Here is a 25,264-nt window from a genome sequence, read left to right as displayed (position 1 = left end):
CGGGACATCCCGATCAACCTAACTGGCACCCATGAAAGCCCGAACACAAAAATTCAAGTCGAACGCGGACATCTCCCCGCCGATGTTCGAAAACAAGATACTGAACCGGCTGACGCAGACCCACATCGCCACGCCCATCATCATCTTTTTTGTTTACGCCATCGGCCTGCTCTGGTATACCGAGGTGCGTACAGATATCCCCGCCCTGGTGGTCGCCGCGGTCTTCTTCGCGGGCACCCTGGGCTTCACCTTCATGGAGTACGCCGTCCACCGCTGGGTGTACCACCCGCCCCACGGCGCCTCGGACACCTACAAGAAGGTGACCTACAAGATGCACGGCATGCACCACGATTATCCCAAGGACAAACGGCGGCTGGCCATGCCGCCGATCGTCGCTATCGTGCTGGCCACCAGCTTGCTGTTCCTCTTCGAGCTGGTGCTGGGGGAGTACTCCTTCAGCTACCTGGCCGGTTTCGTGGTGGGCTACGCCCTCTACCTGGTGGTACACTACACCGTTCATATCTACGCCCCGCCCCGGAATTTTCTGCGGGCCCTGTGGGTGAACCACTCCATCCACCACTACAGCGAGGACGAAGTGCTGTTCGGGGTTTCCCAACCGTTGTGGGACTACGTCTTCGGAACGATGCCGAAGTCGGAGAAGGATAAAAAGATGGCCCGCGAAATTCACCGCTAGTTTGGCCGTAGGGGGCTATATGGAAGACGTGCGGGCGGTGACCCGCCACATCCCGCCCGGGCGGGTCACCACCTACGGAGCCATCGCGGAATTCCTCACCCTGGGCAGCGCCCGCATGGTGGGCTGGGCCTTGTTCCAAGGGGTATCCCTGACGGACGATCTGCCCGCCCACCGGGTGGTCAACCGACGCGGTGAACTCAGCGGGCGCAACCACTTTTCAACCCCGACCACCATGCAGGAACGCCTGGAAGCCGAGGGCGTGGTGGTCCGCAACGATCGGGTGGAAGATTTTGCCACCCGATTCTGGTCTCCCAATGAGCTACTGAACCTATGATGCAATTATTGCTGGAAACCGCCACGGAGGTGTGCTCGGTGGCGGTGGCCCACCACGACCGGATACTGGCCGAAGTGACCGCCTCCGCTCCCCAACAACACGCCAGCCACCTCACCCTGCTGATCCAGGAAGTCCTGGAGCAGGCGGACTGTCCGATTACCGAACTGGAAGAAGTGGTACTCAGCGACGGCCCCGGAAGCTACACGAGCCTGCGGGTAGGGGCGGCCACGGTGAAGGGACTGTGCCTGGCCTTGCCCGGGCTCCAGCTCAGCGTAGTGCCTACCCTGGCCGCACTGGCTTGGGCGGCCCCCACCGACGGTGTGGACCGCATCCTGGCTACCGTAAACTCCCGCCGCGGTGAGGTGTACGGTCAGGTGTTCGCTGCGGATACCCGCGCCCGGGAATCGGAGGTGATGAACGTACGGCTGAAGGACAGTCAGTGGCGGGGGAAATTGCTGAACGGCCGGGGACTGGGCAAGATCCGGGTCTGTGGCCCGGGGCAAGATCGGATCCGTGAGGTACTCGATGGCGACAACGCCTTTTCCTTTGCCGCGCCCCTTGCTCCGGCGGCGCGATTCCTCCTGGCACCCGCGCGCCGCCGCCCCGCAGTGGCAGCTTACGAACCCCTTTACCTGAATCCGCCTTTCGTGACCCAGTCCAAGAAGAAATCCCTGCTGTGACGACCCGCCGCTACCTGCTGGAACTGGCGTACTGTGGAACGGCCTACGCCGGCTGGCAGCGGCAGCCCAATGCCCTGTCGGTGGAGGAAACAGTGGATACGGCCCTGTCCACCATGCTGGGCGCACCCATCAAGCTGGTCGGCTGCGGGCGGACCGACGCGGGAGTCCACGCCAGCGACTACGCCGCCCATTTCGACTTCGACGGAGCGCTGCCCCCGCGGTTGCTCGGCCGCCTGAACCGCTACCTGCCCGTCGACATTGCCCTGCGGGGGCTGTACCTGGTGCCGGAAGAACTGCACGCCCGCTTCAGCGCTACGGGGCGGGCCTATGCCTACCACCTGAACCTGGAAAAGGACCCCTTCCGCCCGGATACCGTAGCCTGGGTACCCGCGCTCGGAGCACTGGACTACGACCGGATGCAGGAGGCGGCGTCCCTGCTGCTGGACTACGGTGCCTTTGCGCCCTTCTGTAAAACGAACTCCGACGCCTACACCATGAACTGTACGCTGACGGAGAGCCGCTGGGAATTCGGGGAGCGGGCGCTGACGTACCACATTTCCGCCAACCGCTTCCTGCGGGGGATGGTCCGGCTCATCGTAGGCATGTGTCTGCGGGTGGGGGAGGGGAAGCTCGCCCTGGACGAGGTGCGGCGGGCGCTGGACGGGCAGCAGCGCTTGCCCCGACCGTGGAGTGCTCCGGCCTCCGGGTTGTACCTTACACGGGTCAGCTATCCGGACCGAACGTATTGGCAACGAGTTCCGTAATACTACCGCCGTGCGTTATCTTTGCGCCGGACAACACCCCCGCCCACCCACCCATCTGATACCTGGCGGCCCCTATGGGACTAGTCTTCCCCACCCAAAGCACACCTAGATGTTCGTATTTATACTCAGCTTTCTGATAGCGTTTGCCCTGGTCTTTGCGATTATGCCCAACGTAATCCGCATTGCTATCGAAAAGAAGCTCGTGGCCACGCCGGAGGCCCGCAGCAGCCACGCCATCATCACCCCCTGTCTGGGGGGCATCCCGATCTTTCTGGGCATCCTCTTTTGCGCCCTGTTGCTCACGCCGCTGGACCAGTGGGGCGGGCTGCAGTACATCCTGAGCGCTCTGGTGATCGTCTTCATGATCGGCACGAAGGACGACATCAGCCAGCTTTCGGCCGGCAAGAAGACGGCTGGGCTATTCATCGCCATTGCCATCCTGGTCACCCGGGGAGAGATCCGGCTGGAAAGTATGTATGACCTCTTCTACATTTCCGGTGACCTGCCCTTTTGGTTTTCCATTGCGGCCAGTGCCTTTACCCTGCTGGTCATTTCCAATGCCTTCAACCTGATCGACGGCATCGATGGACTGGCCGGCACGGTGGGCGTGATTGCCATGGTAAGCTTCGGTACCTGGTTCTTCGTGGTGGGCATGGTACACCTTGGCATTCTGGCCCTGGCCGCCGCGGGCGGACTGCTGGCCTTCCTCTACTACAATGTTTCGAAGGTGCAGAAGACCTTCATGGGCGATACCGGGGCCCTGGTCGTTGGTATGCTGCTGGGTATCATGACCATCGAGTTTATTGACGTGTGCTCCCGCGGGGCGATTCCTTCCGTTTACCGTTTCAATCAGCCGATCGCCGTGGCGGTGGGCATCCTGATCATTCCCCTGTTCGATACCATCCGCGTATTTATCACCCGGATCCTGAAGGGGCAAAGTCCCATGAAGCCCGATCGGCGGCACATCCATCACCTGCTGATCGATTCCAACCTCTCCCACATCCAGGCCACCTTCGTCCTGGCCCTGGTCAACCTGAGTTTCATCAGTCTGGCACTGCTGCTGGATCCGCTGCTGGACCTCCACCTTATCCTCCTCATCGAAATCGGAGTGGCGGTCACCCTGACTTACCTCCTCAACCGCCACGCCGTACGCATCAAGCGGCAGAAACGCGAGCTGACCGAGGGGCGGGAAACCACCGCCCCGGCACCCCAGCCCCAGACGGTGTGAGTGCCCTGCTGGTCTTTCTGGGTGGCGGGGTCGGAGCCCTGTCCCGCTACGGAATCGGCCGGCTTTTCCCTTCGGAAGGGGTAGGGGAGGGCGCTTTCCCCTGGGCTACCTTTCTGGCCAATCTGCTGGCGTGCATCATCCTGGGGGTGGCCCTGTCGCTGGTGGCCCGCGATCAACTGCCCCGCGGCGGACAGCTGCTGCTCGTAACGGGCTTTTGTGGGGGCTTTTCCACCTTTTCCACCTTTGCCGCCGAACTGGTGGGCCTGCTGCAGGCGGGTCATGCCAGCGTGGCCCTGCTGTACCTGGGGGCCAGTCTGTTCAGCGGACTGGTCAGTATCGTTGCGGTGGTGTACCTGTCGTCACCGGCGGCAGGGTAGCCGGCCTGCGGAACTTGCCCATCGTGATAAGGATGGCGGTACTGATGAAAAACAGTGAGCCCACCTTGTCGGTCTCGAGCAGGTCGTTGATGATGCTGAAGGCCGCTACGATGGTTACCGACAGCAAACTGGCTACTACGGCGGCCCGGGCGGCGGGGTCGGATTGCCGGGCGTACAGCGACTGACCGTAATAGAAAATGCCGATCAGGAAGGCCAGCAGGAAGAGCAGTCCCGGATAACCCTGTTCGACCAGCGTCATCAGGAAATAGTTATGGATCCCGCTGCGGTCCTCATTGTCGCTGACGTAGGTCTGGAAGTTGTTGTTGGTATAGGCCTGGTAGAGTTCCACGAAGCTGCCCGGGCCGAATCCGGTCCAGGGGCGGTAGGGAACCATATTTCCCCCCGCTACCCAGCGGTAGAACCGCTCCATGGTGCTGATGTCCTCCAGCTTGTAGGTGGCGGAGATGAGGTTGTCGAATTCCTGGTGGGCAATGGTGGTGTCGTAGTTGGGGGCGTACTCCAGGTAGTTGTTGTCGTAGACGAAGTACACCGCCACCGCGGCGGCGGCCACGAAGGCCAGGGTAACGGCTGGGCGCAGCAGGTGCCGGCGAATCAGCAGAAAGCCCATGCCGGCCAGGAAGAGGGCGATGTACGCCGCCCGGGTGTAGGAAAAGAAGATGGCCGCGACCCACAAGGGCAGCAGCAGGTAAACCATCCACCGGTAGGTCTTGCCCTCCCGCCGCCGGTACCAGATGAGGTACCCCAGCCAGGGGGAAAAGGTCGCCAGGCAACCGGCGTAGGAGACGTGGTTGCGCATGAAGGGGCTCATGGTGCGGAACTGGTCCGCGAAGCTGAAGCCGTAACCCGCGTGGCGGACCAGGGTCTGCACGGCCACGAACAGCAGGGGCCAGAAAACGCAGTGTGCGAAGAGGGTTACCGCCCGCGGCGTCCGCAGCAACAGGAGCGGCAGCAGGAAAAAGGCCCCGACGTACCAGAGTTTGGCGAGGGAAAACTTGAGGCTGATGAGTTTGAGTTCTCCGAACCCACTGGCCACCAGGATCCAGGCTACGTGGAGGTAGAGCAACAGGGCAATGGGGTGGAGGAAGGTGCGATGATCGTACTCCGGCCAGTGACGGGCGGCGTGCAGCAGCAGCCAACCCGTCAGCCCTACGGCAATGGGCTCGGTGGGCAGGTCGGTGCCCATGCCGCCGGGCAACTGGATCTCGGTGCCCAGGGGGATCATTACCAGCAGCAGGCCGAAGAAGGGGCGGATGTCGACCGCGGCCTGTATGCAGATCCACAGCAGCAGGGGCAGCCCCGCCAGCCAGTAGTGGCCGCTGCCGGCCGCCAGGGCGATGCTGAGCACCACCACCGCCGCGTAGCCGGTGTACAGCCGCCGGTTCATCGCGTGATGCTTCCCCAGTCGTAACGGCGGCTGCTATCCAGCAACAGTACCCCGATCACGGAGCACAGGAAGGTCAGTACGGTTGAAGCTACCACGATCAGCCACCGGATGGGGGAGCTCTTTACCAGGGGCGTGCGGGCCTCCTCGATGACTTCCAGGGTGCGGCGGTCGCCGTCGAGGATACTCTGGTACTGCTTCAGGCGGGTGCGGCTGTCGCTGAGGGCCTCGTTGGCCTGCAGGCGTTCCTCTTCCAGGTTGTCGATCTGCCCGATGCTGGCATTGAGCTTTTCCAGTTGAGTGGTCACCGCCCCGCGGGTTTCCCGCAGGCCGGCCAGGTCCACCGTCAGTTTGGCGATGCTGTCGCGGAGGCTCATCTCCCGGAAGGCGGCAAGTCGTGCCTGGGTGCCGGCAATCTGTCGGTCCAGGGTGCTGGCCGCAGTAGCCAGCGCCTCGCTCTGGGCTTCCGTGTTGTAGACGCCCGACGTTTGCCGCAATTCGGAAAGCCGCTCGTTGAGGGCATCCAGGCGGCGCTGGCTTTCGTCCGCTTCCCGTTGCAGGCCGCTGGCGTTGCGACCGTGGGTAGCGCGGATCAGCCGCAGGTTCACTTCGTTGATGCGCTCGCGGGCCGCGTTGGCCATGGCGGCCGCCCGTTCCGGATCGCGGTCCTCCACGGTCAGCTCGATGATGTCGCGGGGGTTGCGCTCGACGGAGAAGCGGCGCTGGAATTCCTCCACTACCCGCACGGGGCCCTTGCGGTTGGTGCTGTCGATGTTGTACACCCCGTACAGGTTGAAGGTGTCGATCAGGTAGTCGACCACTTCGTTGCTTTCAGCGATGCTCAGCAGTCGGTCGATGTCGTCGCCGGTGCCGTAGAACTGGATCCGCCCACCGTTGGTGCCGAAGGTGCTTTCGATCGATACCTGCTCCGGGCTGATGGCCACGAAGGAGGTATAGCCGGTGAAGTAGACCGGTAGCAATAGCGAGATAACAATTGAGACAACGGCCCCGATGGCGGTGGTGATCAGGATCGACCGGCGCCAGCGCCAGAGGGTACGCAGCACGCCGAGCAGGTGGACGGGTGGGGGAGTGGAAGTCGGGGGGGTAGGCAGCATAGGTCAGCTTGAAGCACGCTCGCCGACAAAGGTAACACGCGCCGGTTGGGACCGGTGCCACCGGGTAGTTCACCACCGCAGATGCTGTCACCTGAATCGATCCGAACAGGATACCGCCTAGGTCAGCCTAGGTAAACTATTGTTGCGCTTTATTTGAATTGTCACGACAACTATTTGTTGAATGTGAGTGTCAACGTGTACATTTAGGCACTTCAAGCAGCGGAATTCCCCCTAACCACGTTCTGGCTGCGTACCTCAAACTCACTAATAATCATTATGTTACGAAATCAACTGCCGCTCGCGGGGAGTCTCCTGCTGGCGCTCTTTTTGCCCTGCCTGCTGTTTGCCCAGTACCCCGTGAACGGAACCGTCACCGATCGGGATGGGGAGCCACTGATCGGGGTATCCATCCTGGTGGTCGGAACCACCACGGGAACCATTACAGATTTTGATGGACAATTTCAGCTGGACATACCCACCGATCCGGCCGAATTGCGGCTCACCTATACGGGATTTGCCCCCCAGGTGATTGAAGTTTCGCGTGGCATCGGACCGATTGAAGTGGTCATGCAGGAAGACATTGCCAACCTGGAACAGGTGGTGGTGACCGGCCTGGCGTCCACCATCAAGCGGTCTAACCTGGCGAATGCCGTGGCCACCGTATCGGGCGACGAGCTCAGCGGGGTAACCAGCCAGCAAACGGTCGACGGAGCCCTGTACGGCAAGCTGACGGGGGTGAACATCACCCAGACATCGGGCGCGCCGGGGGGTGGATACGCCGTCCGCCTGCGGGGGGTGTCGTCCCTGTCGGGTAACAACCAGCCCCTGTTCATTGTCGACGGCGTCTATATTTCCAACGTGGAAATCCCCAACGGCTCGCGGAATGCCTCCGGCGCCAACAGTGCCAGCGAGGAATCGGCCTCCAACCGCATCGCCGACATCAACCCCGACGACATTGAGAGCATCGAAGTGCTGAAGGGCGCGTCGGCCGCGGCCATCTACGGTACCCGGGCCAACGCCGGGGTAATCATCATTACCACGAAGAAGGGGGTATCCGGTGAAACGCGGGTATCCTTTAACCAGGACCTGGGCTTCAATACCATCATCCGCAAGGTCGGGCGCCGCTCCTACAACGCCGACCAGATCGAAGAGGCCTACGGTGCCTCCGCGCGGGCTGAATTCGAAGCAGCCCAGTCCCGCGGGGAGATTTTCGACTACGAAGACATCATCTACGGAGAGCAAGGCTTTATTACGGACAGCCGCCTGCGGGTAAGCGGCGGAGACGACAAGACCAACTTCTTCGTCAGCAGCAGCTGGCGCGACGAAGCCGGCATCATCAAAAATACCGGTTACGAGCGCTTTACCGCCCGCCTCAACCTGTCGCACAAGATCAACGACCGCCTCCGCATCCAGTCGAACACCAACTACATCCGGTCGTCGGCTTCCCGCTCCTTCAGCGGCAACGAGAACGAGGGCGGCTTGTCCTACGGCTACACCCTGGCCTTCACCCGCGACTACGTCAACCTCTTCCCAGACGAAAACGGAAACTACCCGGATAACCCCAACTTTTCCGGCAACCCCCTGCAGACCCGCGACCAGACCCGCAACGAGGAATACGTGGACCGGGTGCTGGAAGGCATCAACATCAACCTGAACCTGCTGCAGACCAACCAGCACTCGCTGAACGTGGTCCTCAACGGGGGACTCGACTTTATCCTGAACAAGACCTTCGTCTACGTTCCGGAGAACTTCCAGTCGCAGCGCGGCCGCCAGAACGGCTTCATCGCCGAGGGCAAGAACGACCTGTTCAACTACAACTACAGCGCGATTGCCGTCCACGACTACTACACCGACGGGGGCATCAACTTTACCACCCAAGCGGGTATCACCTACATCAACCAGTCGGCCGACCAGCTGCTGAGCCAGACCACCCAGCTGATTCCGCTGCAGACCAACCTGAGCCGTGGTGCCGCCCAGGAAACGGACCAGACGCTGCTCAACGTCGAGGAGTTCGGTTACGTGGTACAGGAGGAAGTAAACCTCAATGACCGGATCATCGCTACGGCCGGCATTCGCTTCGACAAGTCTTCGCTGAACGGCGACCCCAACAAGCTTTATGCCTTTCCCCGCGCCTCGGTGGCGATGAACCTCCACGAGTTCGATTTCTGGACGATGGGCGGTGGTTTCGTCAACCAACTCAAGCTGCGCGCCGCTTACGGTGAAACGGGCAACAGCGCCAGCTTCGGCCGCCTCTTTACCTCCCTGACCAACACCAGCATCGGTGGTCGGGCGGGCTTCACCGTGAACGGACAGCAGGGCAACAGCGCCCTGGAACCGGAAACGAGTTCTGAAATCGAGTTCGGTACCGACATCGGACTGGCCGACAACAAGGTCAACATCACGGCTACCTACTACGTCCGCGACGTAACCAACCTGCTCTACGACCGCTCCCTGCCCACTTCGTCGGGCTTCAGCAACGAGATCCGCAACGACCTCGACCTGCGCAACCGCGGCTTTGAGTTCCAGCTGGGCCTTAACCCCCTCCGGACGCCGGCGGTCGACTACCGCACCACCTTCAACTTCTGGCTCAACCGCAGTGAGATCACTCGCCTCGGCGTGGTGGACGGAAGTGAAGGCAAGGACATCCCCAGCTTCGTGCCGACCGGTGTTGCCTTCGGACTTGGCCTGGGTACCTTCTACATCAACGAAGGTTCCCCGATCACCGGACTGTGGGAGAACGTGAACGGCGTACCCACCCAGACCGGCAATACGGAGCCCGATTTCCAGTTTGGCTGGAACAACAACTTCACCTTCTTCGAGAACCTGGACGTAAACTTCCTTTTCCACTGGCGGGAAGGCAGCGAACTGCTGAACCTGACCCGTCTGCTCACCGACCTGGGCAAAACCACCCCGCGGGAGTTTGACGACCTCGGCGGCTTCATTGAGGATGGTTCCTACTTCCGGCTCCGGGAGGCCGGCGTGGCCTACCGCTTCCCCCTGGACAATAAATTCATCAAGGGGCTGAAGGTCGGCCTGTCCGGCCGCAACATCTTCACGATCACGGACTACAGCAGCTACGACCCCGAGACTTCGGTCAAGGGCGGTGGCGGACTGTCGACCAACATCGAGGTAGCTCCCTTCCCCAGCAGCAAGCAGTTTTACCTGCAGATCGGACTGGACTTTTAATCAATCAACCTAACTCATTGCTTTCGGGCGGACCTGGCACCCGCGCCCGCGCCCGAAAGCCGGAAACTATAGATTTATGCAACCATACGTAATCATTCTGCTGGCCGCCCTGTCGCTGGCCCTGACGGGATGCGAAATCGAGGAACAATTCGACCCCAACGGTCCGAGCCTCAGCGGCGTACTCAACAACGCCACCGAAGTGGAACTCGACCTGTTGGCCACCGGCGTGGAGGCGGGAATGCGCAACGGCTTCACCAGCTACGTCACCGCCTCCGGTACGATCGCCCGCGAACTGTACATCTTTGACGCCGACCCCCGGAATACCGAGGACCTGCTCGGCAAGGAAGACCTGACGCTCGACGCCAACACCTTCTACATCACCGGCCCCTTCGGTTCCCGTTACGCCGTGGTCAAGAACGCCAATGTACTCCTGGAAGCCGTGGCCAATACCGACGCGGTGACGGAAGCGGAAAAGCAGGGCTACCGGGCCTTCGCCAACACGATCAAGGCGTATATGCTGAGTCAGGTGCTGGACCTCCTCGGTGACAACGGCGTCCGCGTTGACGTGGCCGACCCCGAAAACCTCGGTCCCTTCCTGGGCCGGGAAGCCGGCTACGATGCCATCCTGGCCCTGCTCGATGAGGCCCACGGGCAGCTGCAGGGGGCGGAATTTGCCTTTACCCTTTCCAATGGATTTGCCGGCTTCAATACGCCGGCCACTTTTGCCCGCTTCAACCGGGCCATTGCCGCCCGGGTGGCCACCCACGCGGGGCGTTACCAGCAGGCCCTCGCCTACGTGGAGGACAGCTTCCTGGACCTGGACGGTGATATCTCCGTCGGCCCGGAGCACATCTTCAGCACGGTTGCCGGAGACCTCCTCAATCCGCTCTTCAAGGCGCCCGGCCAGAGCGGCGACCAGATCATCGTGCATCCCCGCATCATCGAAAACGCCACCAATGGCGATAACCGCCTGAACAAGTTCCGCCGCCGTGTGCAGTCGACCAGCCAGGATGGCCTCAACGGAGATTTTGAAACGGCCCTCTACGCCAGCGCCACTTCGCCCATCGACATTATCCGCAATGAGGAGCTCATCCTGATCTACGCCGAAGCCAACATTAACTTGGGCAACCTGGAGGAAGCGGTCGACGCCCTCGACGTCATCCGCACGGCCGCCGGGCTGGATGAATACGATGGCCCCGAGACCCAGGAAGCCCTCATCGACGAGATGCTCTACCAGCGCTGCTACAGCCTGTGGGGTGAGGGGCACCGGATGTTCGACCTGCGCCGCTACGGCCGGCTGAACGCCCAGTTCCTGCCCATCGACCGGGCGGGCGACGACGTGTTCACCAAGTTCCCGATCCCCCTCTCCGAAGGGGTGTAGGCCCTGGCTATTCTTGATAAACGAAGCCCCGCTGCACGTGTGCAGCGGGGCTTCGTATTTGGAGACATGCCTTTACGTTACCGGACCTGGACAGAAAAAGCCCCGTTACAGCTGGGTAACGGGGCTTTTTGTGTTGAGTAGCGTCGGGGAAAGGGCAGGGTTACTGCAGGACGATGTCCTTCTCCTCGATCATCTTGCGCATGTTGATCAGGGCGTAGCGCATCCGTCCGAGGGCGGTGTTGATGCTTACGCGGGTGAGCTTGGCGATTTCCTTGAAGCTCATGTCGGCGTAGTGGCGCAGGATGACCACTTCGCGCTGCTCGGGCGGCAGGGCGTCGACGAGCTTGCGCACCTTGTCGTGGGTCTGGCTGCGGATCATGCCTTCCTCGGCATTGTCTTCGGGGGACTGGAGGACGTCAAAGATGTTGAACGTCTCGGTCTGTCCAACCTGGGGACGACGCTTGTTGCGGCGGAAGGAATCCACGCACATGTTGTACGAGATCCGCATGGCCCACTGAAGGAACTTGCCCTCGTGGTTGTACTTGCCGCGGCGCAGCGTGTCGATGATTTTGATGAAAACCTCCTGGAAGATGTCTTCCGCTTTGCTGTGGTCCTTCGTGAAAAGGTAGATGGAGGTGTAGATTTTCTGCTGGTGGCGGTTGAGCAATTCTTCGAATGCACGGTCTTGGCCAGCGAGGTAGAGGTTGATCAGTTCCTGATCATTGATTGACTTGACGTCCATAACTAACACAGTTTCAAATTGGGATTATTCCCCGAAGCGGGATCCGGCGCTAATGCCAGTGGCAGTTAGTGTAGACGTAAGACGATAGTAAGACTTTAGACGATGAGAAGGGGGGTGCAACCCCTTTGCCTTTCAAAGATAAGCAAATCCCGTGCACATACACAAAGTGCATTGTTGCCTTAACCGATTTTAACACGACCGGTTTCCCGGGATCGGAAAAAAGCAATGGGGGGGTGATAAATTTTTAAAAGCTTAGCTATCAATGGGTAAGGGGCGTATTGCCGCCCTCTGTACCCCATGATTCCAGGCCGAAGAAAGGTGAAAAAAAAGTGAAATTACATGCAAAAAAACCTCATTTAACTCCAATCTCCTCGTCTTTGAGTTCCTGGGACTCAGCCGATTGACGCGTGACATTAGGAGAATGGATCTTCTCAATGGTAGGAGTGTGAGAGAGGGCTCCGCCGGGAATTCAACAAATAGGCATTTAAAATATATGTTAATGTTGGATGGTATCTGAATATGAAAATGTATAAATTACACAAGATCAAGTTTTTGCACCCTTAATTTGTTCGTTCATATGATCATTTCATCCTGATTCGACTCGACCGGGGCCATCGCTGACGGGTACCTTGGAGTATGAAATCGACCGAAGCCCCCGAACTCACCCACCTGGATGCCGCCAATCGCGCGGACATTGCGGAGCTCTCCGCCCGGATCGTCGCCTATCAGCGTGGCCGGGAGGATGAAGACCGCTTCAAGCATTACCGGCTCACCCGCGGGGTGTACGGGCAGCGACAGATGGGCGTCCACATGTTCCGGACCAAGATCCCCTTTGGCCACATCACCCCGGACCAGTTGGTGGCCTTGGCCAACATATCCGAAAAGTACACGAACGGCCGCCTTCACATTACCACCCGGCAGAACGTTCAGCTGCACTACGTGAAGTTGAACGACAGCCCGGCCATCTGGCAGGAGCTGGTGGAAGCGGGGATGACCGCCCGGGAAGCCTGCGGCAACACGGTGCGTAACCTCACCGCCAGTCCGCTGGCCGGCGTTGACCCCGAGGAGCTGTTCGACGTGAGTCCTTATGTATACGCCGCCTTCGATTATTTCCTGCGCAACCCCATCTGCCAGGAAATGGGGCGCAAGATCAAGCCCGCCTTTTCGAGCAGCGACCGCGACAGTGCCTTCACCTACTTCCACGACTTTGGCTTCATCCCCCGCCTGAAGGACGGGCGCAAAGGCTTCAAGGTGGTCATCGGGGGAGGACTCGGCGCCGTATCCATGGTGGCTCACACGGCCTATGAGTTCCTGCCGGCGGATCAGATCATTCCCTTCATGGAAGCGTCGATTCGGGTATTCGACCGCTACGGTGAACGGGAAAAGCGGATGAAGGCGCGGATGAAGTTCCTGATCAAGGACCTGGGCTTCGACCGTTTCATGGAACTGGTACACGAGGAATGGCCCGCCATTGCGCACAAGTCCTACACCATCGACGAGTCGCTGGTGCCCCAGCTGGGGCAGGTACCCACTGACAACTTTCCCACCGCTGAAGCGGTGCACCCGGCCCTTTACAACGAGTGGTTGAAGACCAACGTACGGCCCCAGAAGCAGGAAGGCTACTACGCCGTTGCCGTGCGGGTGCCCCTGGGCAACCTGGAAGCCGAGCAGGCCCGACTGCTGGCTGGCGTCATCCGCGAGTACGCCAGCGACGACATTCGGCTGAGCGTTCAGCAGGGTATGGTCCTGCGCTACGTGCCACCGAGCGCCCTGCCCCACCTCTTCAATGGCCTCTACGCCCTGGACCTGGGGCTGCCCGGTTACGACACCACGGCCGACATCACGGCCTGCCCGGGCACCGATACCTGCGCCCTGGGGGTGACCAACTCCACCGGTCTGGCCCAGGTACTGGAGCAGCTCGTCCGCGACGAGTTCCCCGAGATGGTGAGTGAAGACGATATCCGGATCAAGATCAGCGGCTGCATGAACGCCTGCGGGCAACATATGGCCGCCAACATCGGCTTCCACGGTTCCAGCATCCGGGTCGGCGACCGCATTGCCCCCGCCATGCAGGTGGTCGTCGGTGGCGGCATAGCCCCGGATGGACGCGGCTTCATCGCCCAGAAGGTCATCAAGGTGCCCACCCGCCGGGTGCCCGAGGTCATCCGGATCCTGTTCCACGACTACAAGGCCGAATCCCGGGAAGGGGAATACTACAACGACTACGCCGAGCGGCAGGGCAAGCGCTACTTCTACGGCTTGCTCAAGCACCTGGGCGACACCGCCGACATCACCGACGAGGAATTCTACGACTGGGGACAGGACGAGGACTACAAGCAGGAAATCGGCGTTGGAGAGTGTGCCGGGGTAAGCCTGGACGTCATCGGGGCCATCCTGAACGACGCCACCAACAAGCTCACCGCCGCCGGGCGCAGCTTGGCCGGCGATGCCCCCGCCGATGCCAGCTACCACGCCTACTCGGCCATGGTTACCGCGGCCAAGGCCCTCCTCCTGGCCGAGGACGTGAAGTGCAATACCCACATCGGTATCCTGAACGACTTCCAGGAGCATTTCGGAGAGCGCTTCGCCGAAATCCGGGATTTCAAATCCTATGTACTGCGCATCAAGGGTACGGAGCCGAGTCCGGAGTTTGCGGCAGACTACATCGCGGACGCCCGCGCCTTCGTGACCAAGGCCATTGCCACCCGCGAGCGGCAGCTGGACAAGCAGGTCGTGAGTGAATACTACAAAGCATAGCCACCATGACCATCAAGCAGCAAACAGCCGCCCGCATCACCCTGGTGGGCGCCGGACCCGGAGACCCTGACCTGATCACCCGCAAGGGGCTGCGGGCCCTGGCCACCGCCGACGTGGTCCTCTACGACGCCCTGAGCAGCGACGAACTGCTCAACGAAACCCCGGACCACTGCCAGCGCATCTTCGTGGGCAAGCGGGCGGGTTGCCACTCCAAGAAACAGGAGGAGATCAACGCCCTGCTCGTGGCCACGGCCCGGGAGTACGGCCACGTGGTACGGCTGAAGGGAGGCGACCCCTTCGTCTTCGGCCGGGGGCAGGAAGAAAAGGCCTACGCCGAGGCCCACGGCATCCCCGTCGAGGTGGTGCCCGGCATCAGCAGCTGCATCAGCCTGCCGGAGTTGCAAGGCGTGGCTCCGACCAGCCGCGGCTACGCCGACAGCTTCTGGGTGATCACCGCCCACACCCGCAACGGGGGGCTGAGCGACGACCTCTTCCGGGCGGCCCGCTCCGGAGCCACGGTGATCATCCTCATGGGATTGGGGCGGCTCGACCAGATTTGCGCCCTCTGGGACGCCGAGGGGAGGGGCGACCTGCCGGCCATGGTGATCCAGAACGGCAGCCGGCCCAACGAACGGTGTTGGGTAGGTACCGTCAATGACATCGGCGAACGGGTGGCCGCCAACCGCGACCGGGGCCCGGGCATCATTGTACTGGGAGAAACCGTGCGGCAGCACCGCGACTTCCCCCAGACCGCACAACTCCTGGCCCTCGCGGATCAGGCCCATCAATCCGACCCTTCCCATGGATAATCCACTGTACCCCGCCTTCTTCCGACTGGACCGCCTGGAAATGCTCGTAGTGGGCGCCGGGCAGGTCGGGGAGGAGAAGCTGAGCTTTATCCTCAAAAGCAGTCCCAACGCCCGGGTAACCGTAGTGGCCCCCTGGATGGGGGAGGAGCTGCAACAGCTGCTGGACCGTTACGCGGCCGAGGCGGGGGCGCAGGTGCCGGGCGACGCCGTGGAAGCTCCGGCCGAAACCCCGGCCGGCCGTTGGCGTACCGCCGCGGGGGGGCGGGTGACCTGGTTCCGCCGTGAGTTCCACCCCGACGACGTGAAGGCGGTGGACCTGGTCATCGCGGCCACCAACTTCCACGCGGTGAACCGCCAGGTGTGGGAGGCCGCCAAGGCGGCGCGGCGGCTGGCCAACATCGCCGATACTCCTTCACTATGTGATTTTTACCTCGGCAGCATCGTCACCCGGGGCCCCCTGAAGGTGGCCATCAGCACCAACGGGCAGAGCCCTACCTTTGCCAAGCGCTTCCGGCAGTGGCTGGAGGCGGAGTTGCCGGCCGCCGAGACCACCGAACTGATTGATAACCTCAAGTTGTTCCGCGACCGGCTCACCGGCGACTTTCGCACCAAGGTGCGCGAACTGAATACCCTCACCAGCGGTTTACTTGCCCCGGCCCGATCGGGGCCCCGCCGCTGTCCCCCCGGTGGTTGTCTGCTGGCCGCCGGCTCCGAACCAAATGACCTTGGACCCGCGTCCCCGCCCGAACTGGACGGTAGCGGAAGTGAAAACCTGAATTGAAGATGAGTTTACCCCACTCCGAGACCGCCCTGAGCTTTGATCTGGCGGCCCTGAATGAAGAATTTGCCGCCCTGGACTTCCAGGAACGCATCCGGCGCCTCTACGATTACTTTCCGGTGAACGAGGTGCTGTTCACCTCCAGCTTCGGCACCAAGTCGGTGGTAATGCTGACCCTGGTCAGCCGCGCCAACGCCGCCCAGAAGGTCCACATCCTGAATACCGGCTATCACTTCCCCGAGACCCTGGCCTACAAGGATACGCTGGCCGAACTGACGGGCCTCGAGGTGGTGGAAATACTGCCCGACGAGGAACGCAACCGCCTGACCCGGGAAACGAAGATGTGGGAAACCCAGCCCGGCCGCTGCTGCCACTATAATAAGGTAATGCCCCTGAAGGCCGTCAAGGCTCGCCACCGCGTATGGATGTCCGGAGTACACAGCTACCAGACAATGAACCGCGCGGCCATGGAAATCTTTGAAGAAGTGGACGGGCTCATTCACTTTCATCCGCTCATCGACATTGAAGAGGGAGAGTTTCTCTACCTTCTGGAAAAGGACAAGCTACCCCGCCACCCCCTGGAGGAACTGGGCTACGGCTCCATCGGCTGTACCCACTGCACCAAACCCGGACAGGGACGGGCCGGTCGCTGGGCGGGCACCGAGAAAGACGAGTGTGGGCTCCACCTCTAACGGGTGCGTGAACCATCTGATTACTGACTAAAAGATCTATATATGATTTCCACGGATATACTGATCATCGGTGCCGGCCCCGTCGGACTCTTCACCGTCTTCGAAGCCGGTCTGCTGAAACTGCGTTGCCACCTGGTCGACAGCCTCGGGCAACCCGGCGGACAACTCACCGAGATCTACCCCAAGAAGCCGATCTACGATATCCCCGGCTACCCCAGCGTCCTGGCCGGGGAGCTGGTCGATAACCTGATGGAGCAGATCAAGCCCTTCAACCCGGGATTCACACTGGGCGAACGGGCCGAGCGGCTCGAGAAGGTAGGCGAAAAGATGTACCGCCTGACCACCTCTCGCGGTACGGTTATTGAAGCCCCGGTCATCTGCATCGCCGGCGGACTGGGCTGCTTCGAGCCCCGCAAGCCGCCCATCCCCAATATCGAACGCTACGAAGACCGTGGCGTGGCCTACGTGATCCGTGATCCGGAGGTGTATCGCGACAAGCGAGTACTGCTGGCGGGGGGCGGAGATTCGGCCCTGGACTGGACGATCTTCCTGGCCGACGTGGCCCGGGAGGTGACCCTGGTGCACCGTCGCGACAGCTTCCGCGGAGCCCTCGACAGCGTGGAGAAGGTACACGAACTGGCCCAGGCCGGCCGGGTGAACCTGATCACCAATGCCCAGGCCGTAGGCATCGTCGGCACTGATGAAGTACAGGGCGTGACGGTGAAGCACAAAACCGGAGAGGAGGTAGTGGTCGCCGTGGATGATTTCGTGCCCCTCTTCGGCCTTTCCCCGAAGCTCGGTCCGATCGCCGACTGGGGGTTGACCATCGACAAGAACGCCATCGAGGTGGATACCCGCGATTACAGCACCGGCGTACCCGGCATCTACGCTATCGGCGACATCAATACCTACCCGGGCAAGCTCAAGCTGATCCTGTGCGGCTTCCACGAAGGAACCCTTGCCGTTCAGTCGGCCTTCAGCTACATCTACCCCGACAAGAAACTAAGCTTCAAGTACACCACCGTAAACGGGATTGAAGGCCTCCCGAAGGAGGAGGAGGCAACGGTTACCGCCTAGACAGAAAAACCGGCCGTCCCCCAGGGGCGGCCGGTTTTTTTTGCGCGATACCCTGGAGCTGCCGATTAGCGAACCGGAATATTCCGGTCGACGCTGGCCTTCGTCATGACGAACGACAGAATGTCCCGGTTGAGTCGCTCCCGGTGGGTGTAGAACAAGCCATGGGGCGCGTTGTCGTACTTGTGGTAGATGGCGTTGGGCAGCACTTCGTGGGTGGCGTCGCCGCCGACTTCTGCCGGTACGATCTTGTCGTCCTCCCCGTGAATGATCAGGGTGGGTACGGTAAATTTCTTCAGGTCCTGGCGGAAATCGGTCTTGCCAAAGGCCGTGACGCAGTCGATCGTGGCCCGGCTGGATCCAAGCAGGGCCATGCCCAGCGTCCAGGACAGGAATTCGTCGCTGACGGGGTGGTTGAGCAGGCCAACGCCGTAGAAGTTCTTGGCCCAGGAAGCGAGAAAGTGGGGGCGGTCCTTGCGCAGGCCGTCGATCATACCCTGGAATATTTTCCAGTTCACGCCGTCGTGGCCGTCGGTTTCCAGCATATAGGGGGTAACGGCGCTGATGAGGATGGCCGCCGAAACGCGGTCTTCACCGTACTTGCCGATGTAGCGGGCGATCTCGCCCCCACCCATGGAGAAACCGACCAGGGTAGCGTCGTGGAGATCCAGTTCGGTGAGCACGGCGTGGAGGTCGTCGGCGAACGCATCGTAATGATAGCTTTCGCCCACCCGGGATGAATGGCCGAAGCCCCGACGGTCGTAGGCGATGCACCGCAGCCCCTCCCGGCTCAGGGGTTCGAGCTGGTACTCGTACATGTCGCCGTTGAGGGGCCAGCCGTGAATAAATACTACGGGTTTGCCGCTGCCGTATTCCTGGTAGCGGAGCTTTATTTCCTTGCCCGACGCCTGGTCGGTGGTCTTGATGAATAGCATTGGGTGCAATTATGAGGTCGTGGAGGTGAAAAGCACCTCCACCGCTTAAAGGTCAATGCACCGGGGCTTGTTTACCCTATGTGCCGGCTGACGGACAGGCCGTCGCGGATGGGCAGGGTGACCGATTCCAGGCGGGGGTCGCTGACCACCATTTCGTTGTATTCCCGCAGTTTCCGGGCGGTGCGGTCGGGGGTGGAGCGGCCCGCCTTGCCGTCCCAGAGGACGTTGTCGGCCAGGAGGAGTCCACCCGGCGAAAGCCGGTCCACCAAGGCGGACAGGTAGGCCGGGTAGCCCCGCTTGTCGCCGTCCAGGAAGACCAGGTCGAAGGAGCCCGGCAGGGTAGGGAGGAGATGGCGGGCCTGCCCCTGGTGCAGGGTGATGCGGTCGGCGAAGGGAGAATGTGCAAAATGGCGGCGGGCCAGCAGGGCAATTTCGGGATCCCCCTCGATGGTATCGATCCGCCCTCCGGGGGCGAGGCCCTCCGCCAGGCAGAGGGTGGCGTAGCCGGTGAAGGTGCCGATCTCGAGGATCCGCCGGGGTTGCTTCAGTTTCGAGAGCATGGCCAGCAGCCGCCCCTGTAAGCGGCCGCTCATCATCTGGGGAGCCAGGGTTTTCAGGTGCGTCTGCCGCTCGACGTACTCCAGGTAGTCGGGTACGGGCCCGCTCAGGGCCTCGGCGTATTCGGTCAGGGGATCGATCCGGTCGCGCATACTGCTACCAGGCGTTGGGGTCGGTGAGGGGGCGGGGGCGGATGGCTCTTTTGGTGGCTACCCGGCGGCACTGCCGCTCGTACAGCAGGCGGGCGAGGGCCCGGTGGGGTGGAGTGTCCGCGGCCGGGGAGCCGAGTGCCTGCTGCACCTCCTGCTCGTTCAGGTCGAGGGTGTAGCAGAGGCTCATCAGGTATTCCGGGCGGAGGCGCAGCGCCTCGTCGACGCGGTCGGCGAGCCAGTTCAGCAGCTCGGCTTCCGTCATTCCCCCTTCCGGGAGGGGGAAGTCGCGGCGCAGCAGTTCCAGGGCGGTGGGATCGGCGGGTTTCACGCCCCAAAGATAAGAGGGCCGCCCCCGAACGGGAGGCGGCCCTCTGTGAAAGCTGGTAACCCGGGGGTTACTTCAGTTCCAGCTCGGTGGTACCTACCAGGAAGCCTTTGTTGTAGAGCTCCACGGTGTAGGTGCCCTCCATGTACTCCTGGCCGGGTACGTTCCACTCGGCGCAGTGGTTGGCGGCGTCGCCCTGGAAGTTGAAGGGTACGCTCTTGGTGTAGGGTACCTGCTCACCCTGGTCGGTGGTCAGTACGCCACTGCCGGCGGATTCGATGCTCATGGTTTCACCGTTGGGGTTGATGATGCGCATCTGGAAGGTTTCCTCACCGGCGGCGGCTACGGCGTTGTCCAGGCTGTTAAAGCAGACGTAGATGCGCTCGACGTTTTTGGCGTTGGTACGACCTACCCAGCGACCGCTGTTGCGCTGCTTCTGGCCTTCGGCGGTGATGTTGTTGGTCTTGATGACGCTGGCCACGTTGACCTTGCGGCTCAGTTCGCTGTTGCGGTTGGCGAGTTGCTCGCGCTCGCTGACCAGAACGGCACGCTCAGTGTTGAGCTGCTGGTTGGTCTGCTGGCTCACCTGGAGGTCGTTGCTCAGCAGGTCGCGCTCGTTGGCGATGCGGTCGCGGTCCTCGGTGAGCTGGGCGTTCTTCTGCCGCAGTTCCTCGAGTTCGGCCAGGTAGCCGGTGGTCTTCGACTTCAGGTCGGCCAGTTCACGACGGGCGGCGGCGAGGTTGCGGCTGTCGCGGGTCAGGCTGGTGATCTTTTCGTTCTGCAGGCGGAGTTCCTCCTTCTGCTGGTCGATGAGGGCGTTCAGCTCCTGGTTGCTGCCACGCATCTCCTCCAGTTCGGCCAGCGACTCGTAGTACTGCTTCTCGGCCTGGGCCTTGAACTGCTCCATCTCTACGAGCTCGGTCGAGAGTTGGGCGTTTTCGGTACCGCGGTTCATGAAGCTGATGCCCAGTACCGCCAGGGCGATAAGGAGTACCGCGATGATGCCCGCGAGCAGGGGCGTACGGTTCTTCTGGGACTTGGGAGCAGGGGTGAACTTGGGATCCGGATTATTCTGATAAGTTGCCATAGGGGCGTTGGTTTGATGATGGGCTGCCGCAAAAAATGTGCAACAGGCGGGCAGCCCAGATGAGGTCTGTTTTCTTCGTCAGACGGATTACTAAACGCGTGGTCACGGATTAGTATTACCAAATAATGTTAAAGTTTTCCATTCGCATATTCCCCGCGGCAGGCAAATCGAGGCCCTACCCGGACACAGCGGTACGGTTTCCCGGGGCTGATCGTCTATCTTTCTGCCATGACACACGCCCACCGCGCCGCCGCCTTTTTGCAGAATGAAGACCGGGCCAACTGGCACGACCAATCCCTCTGGCACGTCCGATCCAAGCGCGACGGCAGCATCGCAGGGATCCCCGAGTGGGAGTCGCTGCGTCAACTCGGTTCCGACATCAAGGACAACGTACTCAGTAACCTGGACACCTACCTCGAGGCCTTCGAGGAGAAGGCAACCGCCAACGGAGTGACGGTGCACTGGGCCACCGACGCCGAGGAACACAACCGCATCGTCCACGGCATCCTGCACCGCCACGCCGTTGACCGCATCGTAAAGTCGAAGTCGATGCTCACCGAGGAGTGCCACCTCAATGAATACCTGGAAGCCCGGGGTATCGAGGTAGTCGACACCGACCTCGGGGAGCGGATCATTCAACTCAGGTCCGAACCTCCCAGCCACATCGTCATGCCGGCCATCCACCTCAAGAAGGAGGAGATCGGCCAGCTTTTCCACGAGCACCTGGGCACCGAGGCGGGCGCCAGCGATCCCCAGTACCTCACCGAGGCGGCGCGGCAGCACCTGCGGGAGAAATTCCTGGCCGCCCGGGCCGCCATCACGGGTGTCAACTTCGCCGTGGCCGAAACCGGCGGTGTGGTGGTTTGCACCAATGAGGGGAACGCCGACATGGGCGTCCACCTGGCCCCCGTACAGATTCACTGCATGGGCATCGAAAAGATCATTCCCCGGGCCGAGCACCTCGGGGTGTTCACCCGCCTGCTGGCCCGCAGCGCTACCGGTCAGCCCGTCACCATCTACACCAGCCACCACCACCGGCCGAAACCGGGGGGGGAGATGCACGTGGTGATCGTCGACAATGGCCGCACTACCCAGCTGGCGCGGGAGGATTTCCGTAACAGCCTCAAGTGTATCCGCTGCGGGGCCTGCATGAATACCTGTCCCATCTACCGCCGCAGCGGTGGCCACAGCTACGACCACACCATTCCAGGGCCGATCGGCAGCATCCTTTCTCCCGGTATCGACCTGAAAAAGCACGGTGACCTGGCCTTTGCCTCCACCCTTTGTGGCAGTTGCTCCGATGTGTGCCCCGTCAGGATCGACATCCACGACCAGCTGTACAAATGGCGACAGATCGTCAGCAAGGAAGGCCATCTGCCGGCCACCAAGCGTCTGCCGCTGGCGGGGGCCGGGACGGTGCTGCAGCACAGTGGGCTGTACAATTTCATGGGGCAGGCCGCGCGGGTGGCCCTGCGGATGGCGCCGCGGGCCCTGGTCTACAACCGGCTGAACGCCTGGGGAGCAAGCCGGGAACTGCCCGAGGTGCCCGCCGAAAGTTTCAAGCAGTGGTACAACCGCAACAAAAATGACAAAGCGTGAGCAGCAAAGCCTCCATCCTCGAACGCATCCGGGCCGCGAAGCCGGCCGACCGGCCCCTGCCCAGCCTGCCCTCCGATCCCCCCGCCGCCCTCGCCGAATGGGAGGAAGCCTTCCGTACCGTGCTGGCGGCCAGCAAGACCACCTTCATCACCCGGGAGGAGATTCCCGGGTACGTGGCCGCGAGCGGGGCGAAGACCATCGTCTCCACCCGGCCGGAGTGTGATGGCAACCTGGATCCCCGCACCGTAGCAGATCCCCTGCAACTGGCCGGGGTAGACGTAGCCGTGCTTTCCGCTCGCCTGGGGGTAGCCGAAAACGGGGCCCTCTGGGTGAGCGAGGAGGAGGCCGTACACCGGGTAATGCCCTTCATCACCCAGCACCTGGTGCTCGTGCTGGAGCGGGAGCAGCTGGTGGGCACCATGCACCAGGCCTACCGCCGGATTGATATCGCCGCGACCGGCTTCGGGGTGTTCATCGCCGGACCGAGCAAGACGGCTGACATCGAGCAAAGCCTGGTAATCGGCGCCCACGGGCCACGGAGCTTGGCGGTGTGCCTCTGCTGAGTGGCGGCCAATGACAAAAGCCCGGCCCCCCTGTGGTAGGTGGGGCCGGGCTTCCGATACATGCTGAATCGCCAGTCGGACTTAGACGCGACGCTCCTTGATGCGAGCTTTCTTGCCCACGCGGTCGCGCAGGTAGAACAGGCGGCTGCGACGCACCTTGCCGTGCTTGACGACGGAGATGTTGTCGATGCTGGGCGACGACATCGGGAAGATCCGCTCAACACCAACGCCGTTGGACATCTTGCGTACGGTGAAGGTCTTGGTGAGGCCTTCTCCCTTGATCTGGATCACGTCGCCGCGAAACTGCTGAATCCGCGACTTTTCACCCTCAGTGATGAGGTAGTCGACCACGATAGTGTCACCGGCGCGGAAGGCGGGAAATTCTTTCTTTTTGCTGACTTGTTCGTGTACGAAGGAGATGGCGTCCATGGCTGCTTTAGATTTATACCGCTCGTTGCGGCCCGCAAAGGTAAGATTAATATTGGCAAACAACAAACGTCATGGTCTACTAATTTGGGCCCTACCGGATACCGGCCCGCCGGGCCACCCGGTTGTTAAATCACGTACTGCATAAAGATGCCATACGTTTAATGGCTGTACGTTACTTTAACGGGACCTTATTAACTCTCTCCCCGACCGGAACGTTTTATGTTCCATTTAGACCCTCGGTTATGAAAACGCTCTTCCTCATCCTGGCCATTGCCCTCACGCCCATCCTGGCGACGGATACGGCCACCGCACAATCCCTCGGCGCCATCACCCAGGCCCTGGGCAAGGGCGATACCGATGCCCTGTCAGCCCTGATGGACGGTGAAGTGGAACTGAGCCTGCTGGAAGACGAAAACCTCTATTCCCGTGACCAGGCCAGGAAAAAGCTGGCCGCCTTTTTTGCCACCCACAAGCCCTCGGGCTTCAGCCAGGTACACCAGGGCTCCTCCAAGTCGGACAACGCCGAATACTGCATCGGTAACCTGTCTACCAGTACCGGTGCCTTCCGGGTGTACATCTACGTGGCCAAGCAGGGCGAGCGGATGCTCCTACAGGAATTACGTTTCGACCGCGAGTAGCGCCGCCCGGGCAATTTCCGCCAGGTCCTGATCACGCATGCAGCGAAAGTGCCCGCGAGGACAGGCCGGATAACCAATCTTGGAACAGGGCCGGCACCCCAGGCCGGCAACCTCCGCTTGGGTGTGCGGTTGCCCCCCGGGTAGGTAGGGATACATGCCGAGGGCGGGCACGGTGTTGCCCCACACGCTGACGATCGGTTTGCGGAAAGCTGCCGCGACGTGCATCAGCCCCGTGTCGTGGGTAATCACCACCGCCGCCTGGCGAACCAGATCCGCCGAACCGTTCAGCGAATACCTTCCGCAGGCGTTCTTAATGTGGCCTCCCGTGGCGGCGATCCGCTCGCCGAGCGCTGCTTCGTCCGGCCCGCCCAGCAGTACGATGGGGGAGGGGATGCGCGCGCAGACTTCCACCAGCTGGTCTTCCTCCAGCCGCTTGGTGGCGTGGGCCGCTCCGATGACGAAAGCCACGAAGGGGCGGTCGGGCCCCGCCACCGCTTCTTCCGGCCCGATAAAGTAGTCGAGTCCGCCGCCGTCGTTGGTCACCCCCAGCGGGGCGGCCGCGTCCAGGTAGCGGTCCACGATGTGGCGATCCGGCATCCGATCCACCTTCAGGCGGGTCAGCAGCAGCTTGCGAAAATTGAGCTTGTCGAAGGTGGTCACCCGGGGCGGGCGGCGGCCCCGCCGGAGTTGTCCCCATCGCAACCGTTGCTTCAACTCCAGGGTGCGCAGGTTCCCGTGGAGGTCAATCAGGTGGGTAAATCCTTCAGCTACCAGCTCCGCGGCGATTTCCGACAGGTCGCGGCGGATGGTCCACAGGCGGTCCAGGTAAGGATTATGCTTCAGGGTGGCGGCAAAGGCCGCTTTGGTCAGGAAATGTACTTCGGATCCGGTCTGCTGCTTCAGACAGCGAATGACCGGGCTGGTCAGCACGATGTCTCCGATGGAGGAGAACCGGACGATCAAAA

Annotated in this window: 25 protein-coding genes; 16 read left to right on the top strand and 9 right to left on the bottom strand. The window is 61.7% G+C overall.

Annotated elements, in window-relative coordinates; all coding sequences use genetic code 11:
* Positions 1-31 precede the first annotated feature (31 nt).
* The 6 genes from CGL56_RS07340 to crcB all read left to right on the top strand — a co-directional run bounded on the left by CGL56_RS07340 (position 32) and on the right by crcB (position 4,077).
* On the top strand, positions 32-694 hold the full coding sequence (locus CGL56_RS07340; RefSeq protein WP_099105877.1) for a sterol desaturase family protein: 663 nt from the start codon (positions 32-34) through the stop codon (positions 692-694).
* Positions 695-713: 19 nt separating this feature from the next.
* Complete coding sequence (locus CGL56_RS07335) at positions 714-1,028, top strand: MGMT family protein (RefSeq protein ID WP_099106090.1); 315 nt, start codon at positions 714-716, stop codon at positions 1,026-1,028.
* Positions 1,025-1,708: a tRNA (adenosine(37)-N6)-threonylcarbamoyltransferase complex dimerization subunit type 1 TsaB gene (gene tsaB / locus CGL56_RS07330; RefSeq protein ID WP_099105876.1), complete on the top strand. Its 684-nt coding sequence runs from the start codon at positions 1,025-1,027 to the stop codon at positions 1,706-1,708. The genes CGL56_RS07335 and tsaB overlap by 4 nt, the downstream gene beginning before the upstream one ends.
* Positions 1,705-2,472 carry a tRNA pseudouridine(38-40) synthase TruA gene (gene truA, locus CGL56_RS07325; protein WP_099105875.1) on the top strand — a complete coding sequence of 256 codons (768 nt, stop codon included), beginning with the start codon at positions 1,705-1,707 and terminating at the stop codon, positions 2,470-2,472. The genes tsaB and truA overlap by 4 nt, the downstream gene beginning before the upstream one ends.
* Before the next feature lie 109 nt (positions 2,473-2,581).
* Positions 2,582-3,700, top strand: a complete 1,119-nt coding sequence (locus tag CGL56_RS07320) for a glycosyltransferase family 4 protein (RefSeq protein ID WP_099105874.1) — start codon at positions 2,582-2,584, stop codon at positions 3,698-3,700.
* Positions 3,697-4,077, top strand: coding sequence for a fluoride efflux transporter CrcB (gene crcB / locus CGL56_RS18230; protein ID WP_167641605.1), 381 nt, complete (start codon positions 3,697-3,699; stop codon positions 4,075-4,077). Before CGL56_RS07320 ends, crcB begins: the two co-directional genes overlap by 4 nt.
* Here the strand turns inward: crcB and CGL56_RS07310 are convergent.
* Together CGL56_RS07310 and CGL56_RS07305 are read right to left on the bottom strand one after the other, a co-directional pair.
* Positions 4,031-5,482, bottom strand: coding sequence for an O-antigen ligase family protein (locus CGL56_RS07310; protein WP_099105873.1), 1,452 nt, complete (start codon positions 5,480-5,482; stop codon positions 4,031-4,033). The two genes, crcB and CGL56_RS07310, sit on opposite strands and share 47 nt — an antisense overlap.
* Positions 5,479-6,594 (bottom strand): GumC domain-containing protein, encoded by a 1,116-nt coding sequence (locus CGL56_RS07305; protein WP_099105872.1) that lies wholly within the window; start codon positions 6,592-6,594, stop codon positions 5,479-5,481. The genes CGL56_RS07310 and CGL56_RS07305 overlap by 4 nt, the downstream gene beginning before the upstream one ends.
* Positions 6,595-6,870: 276 nt before the next feature.
* Here CGL56_RS07305 and CGL56_RS07300 point away from each other — a divergent pair, with 276 nt between their 5' ends.
* On the top strand, positions 6,871-9,780 hold the full coding sequence (locus CGL56_RS07300; RefSeq protein WP_099105871.1) for a SusC/RagA family TonB-linked outer membrane protein: 2,910 nt from the start codon (positions 6,871-6,873) through the stop codon (positions 9,778-9,780).
* Positions 9,781-9,856: 76 nt separating this feature from the next.
* The gene (locus CGL56_RS07295) at positions 9,857-11,161 is read left to right on the top strand and encodes a RagB/SusD family nutrient uptake outer membrane protein (RefSeq protein WP_099105870.1); all 1,305 of its coding nucleotides are present in this window, start codon (positions 9,857-9,859) and stop codon (positions 11,159-11,161) included.
* Positions 11,162-11,321: 160 nt separating this feature from the next.
* Here the strand turns inward: CGL56_RS07295 and CGL56_RS07290 are convergent, their stop codons facing one another.
* Entirely contained in the window at positions 11,322-11,903 is a 582-nt protein-coding gene (locus CGL56_RS07290; RefSeq protein ID WP_099105869.1) for an RNA polymerase sigma factor, read from the bottom strand.
* A 636-nt stretch (positions 11,904-12,539) separates the two neighbouring features.
* Here CGL56_RS07290 and CGL56_RS07285 point away from each other — a divergent pair.
* From CGL56_RS07285 to CGL56_RS07265, 5 genes are read left to right on the top strand one after another with little or no spacing between them, the layout of a single operon-like run.
* Positions 12,540-14,660 (top strand): nitrite reductase, encoded by a 2,121-nt coding sequence (locus tag CGL56_RS07285; RefSeq protein ID WP_099105868.1) that lies wholly within the window; start codon positions 12,540-12,542, stop codon positions 14,658-14,660.
* Positions 14,661-14,665: 5 nt separating this feature from the next.
* Positions 14,666-15,469 carry a uroporphyrinogen-III C-methyltransferase gene (gene cobA, locus CGL56_RS07280; protein WP_099105867.1) on the top strand — a complete coding sequence of 268 codons (804 nt, stop codon included), beginning with the start codon at positions 14,666-14,668 and terminating at the stop codon, positions 15,467-15,469.
* Positions 15,462-16,250, top strand: coding sequence for a precorrin-2 dehydrogenase/sirohydrochlorin ferrochelatase family protein (locus CGL56_RS07275; protein ID WP_099105866.1), 789 nt, complete (start codon positions 15,462-15,464; stop codon positions 16,248-16,250). The genes cobA and CGL56_RS07275 overlap by 8 nt, the downstream gene beginning before the upstream one ends.
* Positions 16,251-16,252: 2 nt before the next feature.
* On the top strand, positions 16,253-16,939 hold the full coding sequence (locus CGL56_RS07270) for a phosphoadenylyl-sulfate reductase (RefSeq protein ID WP_099105865.1): 687 nt from the start codon (positions 16,253-16,255) through the stop codon (positions 16,937-16,939).
* 42 nt (positions 16,940-16,981) lie between these two features.
* Complete coding sequence (locus CGL56_RS07265; RefSeq protein WP_099105864.1) at positions 16,982-18,016, top strand: NAD(P)/FAD-dependent oxidoreductase; 1,035 nt, start codon at positions 16,982-16,984, stop codon at positions 18,014-18,016.
* Between the two features lie 65 nt (positions 18,017-18,081).
* On the opposite strand, the gene CGL56_RS07260 is transcribed toward CGL56_RS07265, so the two are convergent.
* The 4 genes from CGL56_RS07260 to CGL56_RS07245 form a co-directional block, all read right to left on the bottom strand.
* Entirely contained in the window at positions 18,082-18,948 is an 867-nt protein-coding gene (locus tag CGL56_RS07260) for an alpha/beta fold hydrolase (RefSeq protein WP_099105863.1), read from the bottom strand.
* 71 nt (positions 18,949-19,019) lie between these two features.
* A complete protein-coding gene (locus tag CGL56_RS07255; RefSeq protein WP_099105862.1) occupies positions 19,020-19,658 on the bottom strand; it encodes an O-methyltransferase in 639 nt (212 codons plus the stop codon).
* A gap of 4 nt (positions 19,659-19,662) precedes the next feature.
* Positions 19,663-19,986, bottom strand: a complete 324-nt coding sequence (locus tag CGL56_RS07250; RefSeq protein ID WP_099105861.1) for a hypothetical protein — start codon at positions 19,984-19,986, stop codon at positions 19,663-19,665.
* 67 nt (positions 19,987-20,053) lie between these two features.
* Positions 20,054-21,070 carry a hypothetical protein gene (locus CGL56_RS07245; RefSeq protein WP_099105860.1) on the bottom strand — a complete coding sequence of 339 codons (1,017 nt, stop codon included), beginning with the start codon at positions 21,068-21,070 and terminating at the stop codon, positions 20,054-20,056.
* A gap of 228 nt (positions 21,071-21,298) precedes the next feature.
* On the opposite strand from CGL56_RS07245, the gene CGL56_RS07240 reads away from it, so the two are divergent.
* Positions 21,299-22,669 (top strand): lactate utilization protein B, encoded by a 1,371-nt coding sequence (locus CGL56_RS07240; RefSeq protein ID WP_099105859.1) that lies wholly within the window; start codon positions 21,299-21,301, stop codon positions 22,667-22,669.
* Positions 22,666-23,232 carry a LutC/YkgG family protein gene (locus tag CGL56_RS07235; protein WP_099105858.1) on the top strand — a complete coding sequence of 189 codons (567 nt, stop codon included), beginning with the start codon at positions 22,666-22,668 and terminating at the stop codon, positions 23,230-23,232. The genes CGL56_RS07240 and CGL56_RS07235 overlap by 4 nt, the downstream gene beginning before the upstream one ends.
* Before the next feature lie 81 nt (positions 23,233-23,313).
* Here the strand turns inward: CGL56_RS07235 and rplS are convergent, their stop codons facing one another.
* The gene (gene rplS / locus CGL56_RS07230; RefSeq protein WP_099105857.1) at positions 23,314-23,661 is read right to left on the bottom strand and encodes a 50S ribosomal protein L19; all 348 of its coding nucleotides are present in this window, start codon (positions 23,659-23,661) and stop codon (positions 23,314-23,316) included.
* A 242-nt stretch (positions 23,662-23,903) separates the two neighbouring features.
* Between rplS and CGL56_RS07225 the strand changes: the two genes are divergently transcribed.
* Positions 23,904-24,299, top strand: a complete 396-nt coding sequence (locus CGL56_RS07225) for a DUF4783 domain-containing protein (RefSeq protein ID WP_167641606.1) — start codon at positions 23,904-23,906, stop codon at positions 24,297-24,299.
* Here the strand turns inward: CGL56_RS07225 and CGL56_RS07220 are convergent.
* On the bottom strand, positions 24,279-25,262 hold the full coding sequence (locus tag CGL56_RS07220; RefSeq protein WP_209280327.1) for a glycosyltransferase family 9 protein: 984 nt from the start codon (positions 25,260-25,262) through the stop codon (positions 24,279-24,281). The two genes, CGL56_RS07225 and CGL56_RS07220, sit on opposite strands and share 21 nt — an antisense overlap.
* Positions 25,263-25,264: the final 2 nt, after the last annotated feature.

It is taken from the genome of Neolewinella marina (assembly GCF_002631205.1).
GTDB lineage: Bacteria > Bacteroidota > Bacteroidia > Chitinophagales > Saprospiraceae > Neolewinella > Neolewinella marina.
This window is presented reverse-complemented; position numbering and strand designations above follow the sequence as displayed.

Bases quoted from the DNA above. Each gene is read 5' to 3' on its own strand.
- CGL56_RS07340 (WP_099105877.1), top strand. From the start codon at position 32: ATGAAAGCCCGAACACAAAAATTCAAGTCGAACGCGGACATCTCCCCG.
- CGL56_RS07335 (WP_099106090.1), top strand. From the start codon at position 714: ATGGAAGACGTGCGGGCGGTGACCCGCCACATCCCGCCCGGGCGGGTC.
- tsaB (WP_099105876.1), top strand. From the start codon at position 1,025: ATGATGCAATTATTGCTGGAAACCGCCACGGAGGTGTGCTCGGTGGCG.
- CGL56_RS07320 (WP_099105874.1), top strand. From the start codon at position 2,582: ATGTTCGTATTTATACTCAGCTTTCTGATAGCGTTTGCCCTGGTCTTT.
- CGL56_RS07310 (WP_099105873.1), bottom strand. From the start codon at position 5,482: ATGAACCGGCGGCTGTACACCGGCTACGCGGCGGTGGTGGTGCTCAGC.
- CGL56_RS07305 (WP_099105872.1), bottom strand. From the start codon at position 6,594: ATGCTGCCTACCCCCCCGACTTCCACTCCCCCACCCGTCCACCTGCTC.
- CGL56_RS07300 (WP_099105871.1), top strand. From the start codon at position 6,871: ATGTTACGAAATCAACTGCCGCTCGCGGGGAGTCTCCTGCTGGCGCTC.
- CGL56_RS07295 (WP_099105870.1), top strand. From the start codon at position 9,857: ATGCAACCATACGTAATCATTCTGCTGGCCGCCCTGTCGCTGGCCCTG.
- CGL56_RS07290 (WP_099105869.1), bottom strand. From the start codon at position 11,903: ATGGACGTCAAGTCAATCAATGATCAGGAACTGATCAACCTCTACCTC.
- CGL56_RS07285 (WP_099105868.1), top strand. From the start codon at position 12,540: ATGAAATCGACCGAAGCCCCCGAACTCACCCACCTGGATGCCGCCAAT.
- cobA (WP_099105867.1), top strand. From the start codon at position 14,666: ATGACCATCAAGCAGCAAACAGCCGCCCGCATCACCCTGGTGGGCGCC.
- CGL56_RS07275 (WP_099105866.1), top strand. From the start codon at position 15,462: ATGGATAATCCACTGTACCCCGCCTTCTTCCGACTGGACCGCCTGGAA.
- CGL56_RS07270 (WP_099105865.1), top strand. From the start codon at position 16,253: ATGAGTTTACCCCACTCCGAGACCGCCCTGAGCTTTGATCTGGCGGCC.
- CGL56_RS07265 (WP_099105864.1), top strand. From the start codon at position 16,982: ATGATTTCCACGGATATACTGATCATCGGTGCCGGCCCCGTCGGACTC.
- CGL56_RS07260 (WP_099105863.1), bottom strand. From the start codon at position 18,948: ATGCTATTCATCAAGACCACCGACCAGGCGTCGGGCAAGGAAATAAAG.
- CGL56_RS07255 (WP_099105862.1), bottom strand. From the start codon at position 19,658: ATGCGCGACCGGATCGATCCCCTGACCGAATACGCCGAGGCCCTGAGC.
- CGL56_RS07245 (WP_099105860.1), bottom strand. From the start codon at position 21,070: ATGGCAACTTATCAGAATAATCCGGATCCCAAGTTCACCCCTGCTCCC.
- CGL56_RS07240 (WP_099105859.1), top strand. From the start codon at position 21,299: ATGACACACGCCCACCGCGCCGCCGCCTTTTTGCAGAATGAAGACCGG.
- rplS (WP_099105857.1), bottom strand. From the start codon at position 23,661: ATGGACGCCATCTCCTTCGTACACGAACAAGTCAGCAAAAAGAAAGAA.
- CGL56_RS07225 (WP_167641606.1), top strand. From the start codon at position 23,904: ATGAAAACGCTCTTCCTCATCCTGGCCATTGCCCTCACGCCCATCCTG.